Raw genomic sequence first — 13370 nt, forward strand, 5'->3', positions numbered from 1 at the left:
TTTGCTTGGTGACAATAGCATTGTGGTCCCACCTGATCCCATCCCGAACTCAGAAGTGAAACGCAATCGCGCCGATGGTAGTGTGGGGTCTCCCCATGTGAGAGTAGGTCATCGCCAAGCGCCTAATATTCTCGATAAGAGAGCAATGAAGCCAGCTGAATAAGCTGGCTTTTTTGTTTTTTTTATTTCAAACTGCCTGTTTGTTGTAACATAGCAATCCCATATTCAAAACATCTAAATGTTATTAGATGATTACAATCAATCACTGTCTTAATTTTTAGGCAGTATTCTCCAAAATACTTGTATTTATGTTAAGTCTTTTTGCTTAGTCGTAGGTTTACCGTTAGCATACAGGGCGTCTATTTCTTTATTTAAGATCATAAGCTACCAATGCTTCGCAAACTTTCACTCGCCGTATTAATTCCTGTGTGTATGCTGACACTTTATTTAGTGTTAGTGACGGCTGAGTATTTTTATGAGAGTGAACTGGTGCGTAAGGAGTTAGCTGATCGTCAAGTGAGTCAGATAAAACAGCAGCTTTTGCGTATGCAGGCTGTCGTTCAGTCAGCACAGGCATTGCAAGATATTGAGCGGATTGAGCAGGAAGTGTCTCTAGCAACCTTAGATATGAATGTGATGGTTTATATCTTGCTGGATGCGAACAGTCGGATCCGTTTTGCTAATCATACTGTTTGGCGCGATAGCAATGCGATAGAAGTGATTGATGGATATGATGTGCTTAGACATCATGCCGTAGTGCAATCAGGTCAGGCAAGTATTTCGGTCAATCCAGAAAGGTTATCAATTCAAGCTTATTATCCAGTTGACGCCCAGTATCCTGGGGCCACAGAGCTGCTTTATCTTGAATCTGATCTAGCCCCTTTGGTCACGAGAGCATCAAGCGAGTTACAACAGCGATTTATGCGTGTGTGGGGGCTTGGGGCGTTGCTGCTTATTGGCTTTACCTGCGTGTTATATTATCTGCTAATACGTCCACTGAAGCTGTTATGCAAATCGGCACAACATGTCGGCACATCGGCATTTTCTACTCAAGTACCTTGGAGTGCGTCCGAGATTTTATCCCTGCAAACAAACCTACAATTGGTTCATGATCGGTTAGCGCGAGCGGTTAAACAGCTTAATGATAGTGAACAGCGTTGGTTATTTGCCGTTGAAGGGTCGCGCAATGGTATTTGGGATTGGGATCTTCGTACTGGCGAAGTGTTTCTCTCCGACCGCTGGAAAGAAATGATAGGTTATCAACCCGATGAACTGGAAGGGGTATTCCAGACATGGGAAACACGTTTGCATCCCGAGGATAGACGGGCTGTATTGCATTGCTTACAGGAATATGTGAGCGGAAAAACAAAAGAGTTTGAGAGTGTTCATCGCTTACAGCACCGCGAAGGGCATTATGTCTGGGTATTTGACCGTGGCATGTTAGTCGACTGGGACCATCTTGGTAGACCGACTCGGATGATAGGCATTCATGTCGATGTATCAGAGAGTGAGAGAAACCATGCTGCGATTGCGGAGTTAGTGAAGCAATCGGCAGGTGGTCATCGGATGCTTCCTGAAGTATTTATGGCGCAATTGTCACATTACCTGACTCAACGTAATAGTTCTGGCCAATGGGGAGCATTGTTATTCGTTAATGTCGATACCTTAGGCGTTAGCGAGGTATTATCATCCCACGAACTTGAGCGTTTACTGTCGCAGTTAAGTGCAAGGCTCTCGAGTTATTTTACAGAGAACATTGTCGTTGCTCATATTGAACTTGGTCATTTTGCTCTTTTAATTAAGGAGTTGGCCGTTGATGCTGAGATTGCAGGGCGTCGAGCATTAGCTTTGGCAACCGAGTTAAGACAAATTACGATTCGCCCTTTCCATTATGGAGAGTCTCATTTTAGTTTGAGTGCCAACGTGGGTATTTGTTTATTAGATCCCGTCGATACTCTCACTCCAGAACTCGTGGTTCAGCGTGCGCAACTCGCAATGAAGTGTGCTCTGTCGCTGGAGCATGAGGGATGCGCGTTCTATCATCCAGACTTAGCGTCTGCTGTTGATCCTGAATCGTCATTAATCAGTGCATTGCAACATGCGATTACTGACAATCAACTCTCTTTGATGTTCCAGCCTGTTGTTGATAGGCAAGGCAAAATTGTTTCTGCAGAGGTTTTATCTCGCTGGTATTTAACCAATGGTGAAATTGTGTCTGTAGCGCAGTTTATTCGCTTAGCTGAGCATAATGGATTAATCGCCGCGCTTGATTTAAATGTTGCCGATCGAGTTTGTCAGTTAGTCAAACAGTTTAAGCAACAAGGCATCATACTGCCGCGTATGACGTTGAATATAAGTACCTTATCTTTTTGCCAAGCTGATTTTGTAGATCAATTTATTACTTTAGTTCGTTCCTATGAGCTTGATGATAAGCAACTGGGGGTTGAACTTGCTGAGGGTATATTGCTTACTGCTAACGCTTTTGTTGAGCCACGTATCCGACAGTTAACAGAGGCTGGTATTGCGATTACATTAGATGACTTTGGTGCTGGCCAGTGCGCCTTAAGTTGCCTACACCACTACCCGCTTACAGAGGTTAAGTTAGATTTGCATTGTGCTGCAAGCTTGCTGTTTGATGCCAGTTGGAGCCAAGCGCTTATCCAATCGATACAATCTTTTAAACTGCCGATAGTGGCGAAAGGTGTCGAATCTGTACAGCAACAGCAGCTATTTACAGCCTTAGGATGTACGCACTTTCAAGGCTACAATATCGCTCGAGCCTTGAGTTTTAATGATTTTATACAGCTTGCTTGTCCACGTCCCTTGTTGCGTAGCGTTTAAAAAAGTCGAGTACGTAATTTAGTGCTTGATTGCGATAGCTATCTTTCTCCATAAAAATTTCATGGGCAGCACCTGCAATCACTTTTAGTTGGCAATTAGAACTCACCGCAAGATTTTGTGCGGCATTGTCGACAATTTTATCCTCGCCAGCTTGTAGGATCAGAATGGGTGTGCGGATATGTGCCGTGGCCAAGACACAGGCATCGGCCGCATCTAAGGATTCAGTCAACCAGCGGTTAGTCGGTGAGCCTAATTGCAGCTTTGGCGCTGCATCGTACAATTCTCGGTAAGCTTGATAACGGCTCTGGCAATGGGTGAGATCATTGCCTTTAAAGGGAGCCGCCTTATAGTTTTGCCCGCTGAGAACATAGTTAGGCTCTCCACCGTTGAGGCTAGTATCGAGCTTACTGGCTAACCAACGGACAAACCCTTTAGGCATAGGTAACTTAATACCATACATGGGGGCTGAGAATACCGCCGCGGTAAACACATCTGGATGTTGTTTGAGATACAAGGTGCCGATGGCGCCGCCCATGGAATGCCCGAGTAAGAACAGCGGCGAAGTGGCATGTTTTAGTACAACGCTTTGCATAAACAGGGCAAAGTCGTCGATATAGTCGTTGAACCGCCGCACATGGCCTTGATGGGGATTTGCCGTCATGCGGCTCGATAATCCCTGGCCGCGGTGATCAATGGCAAACACCGAATAGCCTTGCTGATACAAGTCAAATACCAATTCTTGATACTTTAAGTAGGACTCAACTCGGCCACTGCTGATAACTATGCTGGCATGGGCCTTGGGATGCTTGACCATCATATAGGCCAAGGTTAATCCATCGGGGGTTTTGAGTGTGTCTTGGGCAACGGTTTGCCAAAAGGCTTGCTGTTCAGAAGTATTTAAATCGTGTTCCGTTGAAAAAGCTACCTTGGAAAACTCTTCCCTTGGAAAGTTTAGGGGCGTTTGGCTCATACTCTGTCACACATCTCGGGCAAAAAGGTTTGCTAGAGTGTATCAGAGAACTGGGGCGGGCAGGAAAGGGAGCAGGAAAATACCCGCTCCCTTGGGATGAGCTTAAATCGCGGCTTTTTGCGCTTCGATAAAGTCGTTTATCTGTTGCTCCAGCACCGACATAGGTACAGAACCATTTTCTAATACCGCGTCGTGGAAGGCGCGAATATCAAATTTGTCGCCTAAGGCTTGCTCGGCTTTCGCGCGTAGGCGTTTAATGGTGAGCTCACCAATCTTGTAGGAGAGCGCTTGCCCTGGCCAGGTAATGTAGCGGTCAATCTCAGTGGTCACATTGTGGAGCGATAACGCCGTGTTGCTCGCCATAAACTCGATGGCTTGTTCTCGACTCCAACCTTGGGCGTGCATCCCCGTATCGACAACGAGGCGAGCGGCGCGCCACATCTCGTAAGTGAGACGTCCAAAGTTACTGTAAGGGTCTTGATAGAATCCCGCTTCTAAGCCTAAGTACTCGCTATACAATCCCCAACCTTCACCAAAGGCCGAAATGTAGCTATAGCGACGAAAATCAGGCAACGAGCTCAGTTCGGAGTTAAGTGAAATCTGCAGATGATGTCCGGGCACAGCTTCGTGTAGCGTTAGCGCTTCGAGTTCATAGAGCGGGCGCTTATCTAAGGCGTAGGTATTAACCCAGTAGTAACCCGGCTCGTCATCACGATTAGAGCCTGAATAACGGCCGGATGTGTATTTAGGGGCAATTTCGGCCGGCACTGGCGCGATACCGTAGGGTTTTCGCGGCAATTTACCAAAATATTTGGGCAACATGGCATCGGCTTTTTTGGCAATAAAGGCCGCCTCTTTCAGGAGCTGATCCGCACTGGTGGTATAAAACTGGGGATCGGTTCTTAAGAAATGTAAAAAGTCGGCAAAGCTGCCTTTAAAGCCAACAGACTTAATGACTTGCTCCATTTCCTGGCGGATACGCTTTACTTCTTTTAAACCGAGCTCGTGCACTTCGACCGAGGTCATATTTAAGGTCGTGTAGTAGCGAACGCGGTTCTCGTAGAAGGCATCACCATCGGGTAAGCTGTTGGCGGCAATATTTTCCCGAGTGTTGGGCATATACTCCTGAGTCATAAAATCATAAAAAGCCTGATAGGTCGGGATTACATTTTGTTCGACTAAGATTTTGCCTTCTTGGGTGAGCTGTGCTTTTTGCGCCTCGGTAAAGTGGCTTGGATATTGAGTAAATGGCTTGAAATAACTGCTTTTCTCTACCGGTAAGATGTAAGCACTAATGCTGTTTTCAAATCCCTTGAGCGTCGCCTTAGGCGGTGTAATACCTTCCTTTAAGCCTTGTTTTAACCAATGGGTTTGCTGGGCAAAATAGGTCGGTAGCGCCTTAAGCTTACCTAGGTAGTTTTGGTAATCCTCTAGGGTGTTGAATCGCCCTTGTGCAATGGAAGATATATAGGCGTGGAAGCCGCTCTCTGCGGTGATTGGCAGGTAGTAATCCTTGTATTTATAGAGATCAACCTCATTTTGGATCTGATCCTCGAGGATTTGGGCGTTGATTTTATCTTCTTTACTCAGCTTGCTGCGATTCAGTGCTTTCAATTGGGCCAGAATGGCAATTTGTCCTTGATTGAGCTTGGCTAAGGCTTCTGGTGACAGATCTTGTAGTTTACCCGCAGCACTTTTGTCTCCCATTCCATAGGCCATTTCTGGGCTGGCACTGAGTTGGAGTTGCCAACTTTGATCCACAATCGCTTGCAGTGCTGGTGCCATAGTTTTGGCTGGCGCCTGCGCTGTAGTGATGGTTGTCGGTGTATGTTCGATAGGAGTTTGAGCTGTGCTACAGGCAGTTAGGGCGCAAATCAGTAAGCTTGGGGTAAAGAGTTTATGCATGATTTATCTCGGATATTTTCGTTGTTATTGAAGTCATTATGCCTGAGGTTTACCCCAGATTCTTGTACGCATATTAAGCAGAATTGTGACTGAATGTGAATTTAAATCCTGCCCTTAGCTAAGTGCCACCAAAGAATGCGTGTTAAACTTAGTGTCCGCCCTAGACCAAATAACAAAAGCATTGGCTGGGTAGTTCACATAGGGGTTAATTATGATCAATACATCCATTCCATTGGTGGATTTGCATCGTCACTTAGATGGTAACGTGCGAGTGAACACCATTTGGGAACTCGGACACCAACATGGCATTGCTTTGCCTGCCGATTCTTTAGAGACTCTCGCGCCATTTGTACAAATTCAGGGGAAAGAAACCAGCTTAGTCGCCTTCTTGAAGAAGCTTGACTGGATGGTGGCAGTTCTCGCTGATTTAGATGCGGTAAAACGTGTCGCCTATGAAAACGTGGCCGATGCGGCGTTATCTGGCCTTGATTATGCGGAGCTGCGTTTTAGCCCATATTACATGGCGATGAACCATAAACTACCGATTGAAGGTGTGGTTGAAGCGGTTATCGATGGAGTGAAAGCGGGCCTGAAAGATTACCAAGTTAAAATCAATCTTATCGGGATTATGTCGCGCTCCTTTGGCCAAGCCGCTTGTACTCAGGAGCTTGAAGGCTTACTCGCCCATAAACAACACTTAGTCGCGATGGATTTAGCTGGCGATGAGTTAGGTTTTCCTGGCGAGTTGTTTAATGAGCACTTTAAGCGAGTGCGAGACGCGGGCTTAGCGATTACCGCCCATGCGGGCGAAGCGGCGGGTTCGCAAAGTATGTGGCAAGCGATTCAGGAGTTGGGTGCGACACGTATCGGCCATGGGGTGAATGCGATTCACGATCCTAAGCTGATGGAATATCTCGCTAAACACCGTATCGGTATCGAATCTTGCCCTACCAGCAACCTACACACCTCGACAGTGTCTTCCTATGCTGGACATCCCTTCAGAACCTTTATGGATGCTGGTGTGTTGATAAGCCTGAACACCGATGATCCGGGTGTGAGTGCGATTGATATCAAGCATGAGTATCGCATTGCTAAGTCTGAACTGGGACTTAGCGATATTGAGCTGACTCAGGTGCAACGTAATGGGGTGGAAATGGCGTTTTTATCCGAGAGTGAGCGTAAGGCGCTGTATGCGGCTAAAGCTTAAGTAAGTAGCTCTATTTCCCAATAAAAAATCCGACACTTGAGTCGGATTTTTTATTGGAGATGTGTCAGTGTTAGATCACACGGGAGAACTGTTGTTGACGCGCTTTTTGACGGTAGTAAAGGTCGAAGCACATACAGATATTGCGGATCAACAGGCGGCCCGTTGGGCTGATGGTGATCTTTCTGTCGGCGATTTCAACTAATTTATCGTCGATAAAGGTTTGCAGTAGTTTTAAGTCTTCGGCGAAGTATTCCTCAAACTTAATACCCAGTTTGTCATCCATTTTTGCCATATCTAAATCGAAGTGGCAGATCAATTGTTTGATCACTACGCGGCGGATTTCGTCGTCACGGTTCAGGCTACAACCTTTCCACAGTGCATGGCCATCTTTATCGATGGCTTCGTAGTAAGGGCGAATGTCCTTCTGGTTTTGCGCATAACAATCGCCGATTTGGCTGATTGAAGACACACCAAGACCAAGCAGGTCGCATTCTTCTTGGGTGGTATAACCCTGGAAGTTGCGGTGCAGTTTGCCTTCGCGTTGTAACTTAGCCAGCTCATCGTCAGGCTTAGCGAAGTGGTCCATGCCGATGTACTGATAACCCGCGCCGGTTAAGGTCTCGATTGTTTGATGCAACATCTCGAGTTTCTGTTTCGGCGATGGTAAATGTTCATCTTTGATTTTACGCTGCGCGGCAAAACGCGCGGGTAAATGGGCATAGTTGAACACGGATAGACGATCGGGTGACAGGTCTAACACGCGCTGCATGGTAGCGGCGAATGTTTCGGGTGTCTGGTGTGGCAGACCGTAAATTAAGTCGATATTGGTTGAGACGAATCCCATGGCCTTGGCTTTGGCCATTAAATCGAAAATAAATTGCTCGTCCTGCTCGCGGTTAACTGCGACTTGTACTTCTTTATTGAAGTCCTGCACCCCGATAGAAATGCGGTTAAAGCCTGCTTCTTTTAAGGTATCGAGCATTGAAAGCTCAATCTCACGCGGGTCAACTTCGATCGAGAACTCACCTTCAGCGGCAAAGTTAAAGTTAGCCTTGATTAAGTCGGTTAACTTCAAAATTTGCTCTGGATTTAAGAAGGTTGGCGTGCCGCCGCCCCAGTGCATTTGGGTGACTGTGTAGTGCTTAAACAGTGGAGCACGCTTAATAATTTCGAGGCTTAAATACTCAATGTATTGATCAGCCTTGTGGGCGTGGCGAGTGATGACTTTATTACAGCCACAGTAGTAGCAAAGTTTGGCGCAGAAGGGGATGTGAATATACAGCGACAGTTTGTCACTCTTACTGTTTTCAATCGCCGTTAACAGGTTTTGTTCAGTGAATGAATCATCGAACTCTAGCGCCGTTGGATAAGAAGTATAACGGGGACCGCTGTAGTTATATTTTTCGATCATCGACTGATCCCAGCTTATCTGAGTGGGCTGCTTCAAGGCGTGTCCTCCGAGGGTAAATTAGCAACAAACGAAGTATGCAAGGTTCTTAGGTAAATAACCTTGATCTAGGTTGTAAAAATGATGTCTGCCATTTTAGAAGTTACGCAATATCTATGAAAAAAGAGCGTGTGTCTGTCGTTTTTTGGAGGTTTTGTGCACAGGCTCACGGGAAGTCGCACTCTATGTGATGAACGGATTTAAATTGATCGCCTCGAAACCGATCCAAATTTGGCTTCGAGGCGGAGTAAGCGTTTTTAGTGCGGTGCTTTTAGCTGATAAGTCGACAACTTTTTAGCATCTTCGCTAATACCTTCGGCAAGCTCAGCTTCAGATTTCATTCGTGTAAAATCGAGTTTCATTCGATCTTGCTTTGGCAGAGCTTGGCGGGCTTCCATAATCGGATGATTTTTAATTAACTCAAAATGTTGGAAGAGTGCAGGAAACTCTGGTGCGACTCGCTCGCTGAGGGATAAAATCTCAAACAAACGCCCAATCCTGACCACGCCTTCGGAGATTTCACAGCGGTCTTCAATCATGGCTGTCGCAATATAGCGGATATCTTCGAGTACTTGTGCTCGTTTGGCATTAGCAGCCACTTCGCGCTCGGCAAAAAGCGCTTGTTGACGGTGTTTTTGTTGCTTGAGTTTGAGGAGTAAAAACGTGGCGTAGCTACTGAGGGCAACAATAATGATAAAACCAAGAACGATAAGAGTGGTAGACACGAGAACTCCTTGTTCAGAAAGCATAAAAACAAAACATAATCGTTTTGTTTTTATGCATATTCTAAGATTTAAAACTTATCTTGATAATCTTTTAGCAGTTCGGCACCGGATTCAAAGCGATCGAACAGGTCGTCATCTGAATCAGCTTTAGATTTCGCTGGCACTTCATCTTCTAGCTCATCACTAATACCCAGTTTAATCATCAGGGCTTCAATCTTATTCAGTTGCTGATCTAACCATTTTTGATCGGCATCATTTAAGTTGCGACCTTCTTCTAGCATATCGAGCAACTGATTTAGTCTTGGATCTTCTTCCAGCTTCAGTAATTTTTGCTCGTCAGTTAACTTTGGCTGCTTAACCTTTGGCGTGGCTGGCTTTTCTGTCGCGGTTGGCAACGTCAAAGCCACAGGTTTTTTACTGCCATGGCGAGGATCTTTGCTCTGTGCAGCCTTTTTCTGTGGTGCTTGAGCCTGGATCAGCGCTTCATTATGACGACTGCCAGACTTGTTACCCTTTTCTGCGCGCTTGCCTGTTACTTCAGCACGGTCCTGCTTTTTCACTCTTGGCTGTTGTTTGGGGCTATTCTCGCCGCCCTTGCGTGTTTTCTTGCTACGAGACATGATTTTCTCAATTATTTACATCGTATGGCCTAGCCGATACTGGATCGACTAAGTGCTAAATTCGGTCGGCTGTTATACCAGATTATGATGTTTTTTGCATCAAAACGAGGTCTTTCGCGGCAAATAATAGTTCAAAATCACTATTACTCGCTAGGTATTCAAAAGTTAGTCTTTGGTAAAAACTCACGTGAGTGAGATTGTTTTTATAATGCCACTTAGCAAAACCTTCTAAATCAATTAATAAAGGAGTACTAATTGCTAACCAGCCTCCTGGTTTAAGCAAGCGGGTCAGTAATCTCCATTCTTTGAAGGGATACTGAAAATGCTCAAATACTCGGTAGCAGCAAATAAAATCATACTCTTGCTTTAGAGGTTCATGGTCAGGAGCAAAGAAAGGGTCATATTGCTTGAAGGTGTGCCCCGCCGATTCAATGGTCGCCAGACTGGTTTGATCTAACACGCGTCCAAAATTTAAGCCCGTAAGGCTACCTTTTTGCTGCAGTTGTATTTGTGTCAGTAGCGGTAAAATGAATTGCGAGAGTTGGCGCTGTTTGGAGGCAATCCGCGAACGGCCATAGCGCTGTTTTTCTGCCGCAGGAGGAAGATGGCTATTTGCATCAGCAAAAGTGAGTCCGCATGTCTGGCAAATATAAAAACACCGTTTTTTGTCCTGTAGGAGCAACAGTGTTTGTGTGCTATGACAAAGGGGACATCTGCGCATTGAGTCAACTGATAAAAGATTAAGGCTTTGATTGTAACAATTATATTTGCAGAGTGCACTTTCTAGACAAAGTGCGTTTTGACTGAAAATCACAAAGAAAAAAGGCGGCAGTTAAACTGCCGCCTTACAAACAGTGCATTTTAGCACCCTATTCTGATTCCAAGTATCCGTACTTGCTATGCGACTTTCCCGGTCGGTATCCTTCTTTTTTTTACTGCTTTCCCTGCGTGTTTTTGTTAGCGGTCTTCCAGACTCTTAATTCTTTCCTGTCGCCATCCTGACCACAGTTTCCGTAGATGGTCTCAAGACACATCTTTTATAGCAGCGTCATCAATGACGTTAAATCAACCATCCTTGTTACTTGAAGTACCTTCCAGTGATAACAAGCTTCCAGCCAGTGCATCCAAAGCGATTAGCTTCCTTTGCTACAGTTTACATCATGTAAAACTGTGTCCTGATGGGGCAAGTTACCCTGAATGTAAGGCGTTTTGCTTTCGCAAATTGGCGTTATCGGCCGTCCCTTACAAAAATGTACTGACCTGGATTTCAAAGCGAAATCACTGCTCTTGTTATTATTAGAGAGTGGTCTTAGTTATATTGTTGTTATTGAGAGTCTTTATTCTTATATCTTGAATGTTAATTATACCGAAATCTGTAAGTTATTATTAATTTATTTGTACAAACAGATGGGTTTATCTCGGTACGGGGCTTATTAAACCCAAATCTGTGATCCATGTCAAGCATGAATCTTTATCAGTTTACGTTAACGTAAACTAGGCGGTGTAAAAAAAGGGTGACAACACACCCTTCTTTACATCGCTAAACCTTATTTCAGGCTAGCAAGATATTTAGATAGTGCATCGATATCACTGTCATTTAACTTCTTAGCGACATCTTGCATCATACCGTTTAGGTCGTTGTGACGACCTGCATCACGGAACTTAGTCAGTTGGATCTTGATATAGTTAGCGTGTTGACCGGCTAATGCTGGGAAACCAGCTGATTCAGCACCTTTACCATCTGGGCCGTGGCATGCCATACAAGCAGTGATGCCGCGTGACACATCGCCACCTTTGTAAAGTTTTGCACCTAGCTCAGGAACATCTTTCACCTCAGCAACTTGGATTGCTTGAGTAGAGAAATATGCAGTAATGTCGAGAATATCTTGATCACTAAGAGGCATTGCCATACCACTCATGATAGGATCCATACGACCATCTTTACCGCCAGATTGTGCCGCACTACGGAAATCATGTAGTTGCTTTTGGAGGTATGTGGCGTGTTGGCCCGCAAGCTTAGGGTACATATCGATCATGCTGTTACCGTCCATACCGTGACAGGCAGAACAGACGATAATTTTAGTTTTTCCCGCTTCAGCATTACCTTCAGCAATCGCAGGTGAAGATATGGCGGCAACTACAACAGACAGCGCAAGAGCTAACTTTTTCATGGCGTTCCAACTTCTGGTTAAGATTATTATCCTGAGCTTACTAGGGTGACCCGCAAGCGTGGTAAAATATGTTTAATGTGATCGGGGTAATATTTTACACGAAAACGTGGAAAAGTAAGCAATTCTTCATAAATTATGGTATTGCGCAGTAAATATATTGGAGTAAATAGTGACTGAATCTCATATAGATTTTCGCAGGGCGAAGTTTTTAATCAGTGCACCAGACATTGCACATTTGGATCAATATCTGCCTGGCGATGTCGGTGTTGAGATTGCTTTCGCTGGTCGCTCAAATGCTGGAAAATCGAGTGCGCTCAATGCATTAACTGAGCAAAAAAACTTGGCTCGCACCAGTAAAACGCCTGGACGCACTCAACTGATTAACGTATTTGAGCTTGATGCACAGCGTAGATTAGTCGATTTACCGGGTTATGGTTTTGCCCAAGTGCCATTAGCCATGAAGATTAAATGGCAACAATCTCTAGGCGAGTATTTACAGAAGCGTGCTTGTTTAAGTGGGGTTGTGGTTTTAATGGATATCCGTCATCCCCTAAAAGATCTAGATATGCAGATGATTGAATGGGCGGTTGCGAGTGAAATTCCGGTACTCGCATTACTGACTAAGTCCGATAAATTGGCGCAAAGTGCTAAGATGAAAACCGTAAACGAAGTGCGTAAAGCGCTGGTTGAATTTGGTGATTGGGTACAGGTTGAGCCTTTTTCTGCGCTCAAGGGCACGGGCAAACCTAAAGTGCTCAGTATCTTAAATGAATGGTGTCATCCGCAATGGTTGGCCGATGAGTTAGAAAACCAAGACGGCGCCGAGTAAGTCTTTTGCTTTATGGTCGGATGCCACAAGTGCATTCGGCCATCTTCTTCTGCGATATCCCGCTATATCCCCTTATAAAACAATTGGTTTTCAATTCTCAACCCTCAAGTTTCAGGCAAAAAAATAGCCGATAACAATAGTCACCGGCCAAAGTTTTAGCTCTTTTGGGGAGAAGCTAAATTCAACAAGACTCAAGCACCATCAAATTACCTTCAATGGTTCTCAATGACGACAGCATACATCGAATTTATCTTTTATTAAAGTAAATACTCTAAAATTTACTCGCCTTTAGTTAATGGCTTAATTTATGACTGGCATTCAAAATGCGTTTGAGAACACTAAACACTATTTGGGGTGATGGGTCATTGGCTGAAAAAAGCAAAAAAAAAGCCCCAGCAAACAAGTTGCTGGGGCGCCAGAATTTGGCTCGTCACTATAAGTGAAATAAAGGTCTGAAAGATAGAACATCTTAACCTCTGTACCCTACGCAGAGAATAATACGCTATTTATCTTTAAATGGAAAACAGTTTTTTTGAAAAAGTGATAATTGTGTGCGGTAGATCTCAAGTTTTAGGTGAAAAAATCAGCGATGTTTGATCTAAACTTTTCACAAAGAGTATCTAAACCACTGTTTTAGCTAAATAGACTGTATTTT

The 13370-nt window shown here is 44.7% G+C and carries 10 protein-coding genes and 1 rRNA gene; 4 read left to right on the forward strand and 7 right to left on the reverse strand.

Annotation, left to right across the window (positions count from 1 at the left end; all coding sequences use genetic code 11):
- Positions 1-4 precede the first annotated feature (4 nt).
- Positions 5-120 (forward strand): 5S ribosomal RNA (gene rrf / locus MMG82_RS18450).
- A 270-nt stretch (positions 121-390) separates the two neighbouring features.
- On the forward strand, positions 391-2841 hold the full coding sequence (locus MMG82_RS18455; RefSeq protein ID WP_241407257.1) for an EAL domain-containing protein: 2451 nt from the start codon (positions 391-393) through the stop codon (positions 2839-2841).
- On the opposite strand, the gene MMG82_RS18460 is transcribed toward MMG82_RS18455, so the two are convergent.
- A complete protein-coding gene (locus MMG82_RS18460) occupies positions 2798-3811 on the reverse strand; it encodes an alpha/beta fold hydrolase (protein WP_047537636.1) in 1014 nt (337 codons plus the stop codon). The two genes, MMG82_RS18455 and MMG82_RS18460, sit on opposite strands and share 44 nt — an antisense overlap.
- Positions 3812-3913: 102 nt before the next feature.
- Positions 3914-5716: a DUF885 domain-containing protein gene (locus MMG82_RS18465; RefSeq protein WP_047537639.1), complete on the reverse strand. Its 1803-nt coding sequence runs from the start codon at positions 5714-5716 to the stop codon at positions 3914-3916.
- A 211-nt stretch (positions 5717-5927) separates the two neighbouring features.
- On the opposite strand from MMG82_RS18465, the gene add reads away from it, so the two are divergent.
- On the forward strand, positions 5928-6923 hold the full coding sequence (gene add / locus MMG82_RS18470) for an adenosine deaminase (RefSeq protein WP_037424082.1): 996 nt from the start codon (positions 5928-5930) through the stop codon (positions 6921-6923).
- Positions 6924-6993: 70 nt separating this feature from the next.
- On the opposite strand, the gene hemN is transcribed toward add, so the two are convergent.
- The 5 genes from hemN to MMG82_RS18495 all read right to left on the reverse strand — a co-directional run bounded on the left by hemN (position 6994) and on the right by MMG82_RS18495 (position 11886).
- Positions 6994-8370 (reverse strand): oxygen-independent coproporphyrinogen III oxidase, encoded by a 1377-nt coding sequence (hemN, locus tag MMG82_RS18475; RefSeq protein ID WP_080612454.1) that lies wholly within the window; start codon positions 8368-8370, stop codon positions 6994-6996.
- Positions 8371-8627: 257 nt separating this feature from the next.
- Positions 8628-9095, reverse strand: a complete 468-nt coding sequence (locus MMG82_RS18480) for a DUF2489 domain-containing protein (RefSeq protein WP_047537645.1) — start codon at positions 9093-9095, stop codon at positions 8628-8630.
- Between the two features lie 68 nt (positions 9096-9163).
- Positions 9164-9715: a Der GTPase-activating protein YihI gene (gene yihI / locus MMG82_RS18485; protein ID WP_037424074.1), complete on the reverse strand. Its 552-nt coding sequence runs from the start codon at positions 9713-9715 to the stop codon at positions 9164-9166.
- Between the two features lie 82 nt (positions 9716-9797).
- Positions 9798-10436, reverse strand: a complete 639-nt coding sequence (locus MMG82_RS18490) for a class I SAM-dependent methyltransferase (protein WP_069453908.1) — start codon at positions 10434-10436, stop codon at positions 9798-9800.
- Positions 10437-11262: 826 nt separating this feature from the next.
- Positions 11263-11886 carry a c-type cytochrome gene (locus MMG82_RS18495; RefSeq protein ID WP_037424071.1) on the reverse strand — a complete coding sequence of 208 codons (624 nt, stop codon included), beginning with the start codon at positions 11884-11886 and terminating at the stop codon, positions 11263-11265.
- A 169-nt stretch (positions 11887-12055) separates the two neighbouring features.
- On the opposite strand from MMG82_RS18495, the gene yihA reads away from it, so the two are divergent.
- Entirely contained in the window at positions 12056-12715 is a 660-nt protein-coding gene (gene yihA / locus MMG82_RS18500; RefSeq protein ID WP_037424068.1) for a ribosome biogenesis GTP-binding protein YihA/YsxC, read from the forward strand.
- The last annotated feature ends 655 nt before the right edge of the window (positions 12716-13370 follow it).

The sequence above is a fragment of the Shewanella sp. MM_2022_3 genome (assembly GCF_022557375.1).
Classification (GTDB): Bacteria; Pseudomonadota; Gammaproteobacteria; order Enterobacterales; family Shewanellaceae; genus Shewanella; species Shewanella xiamenensis.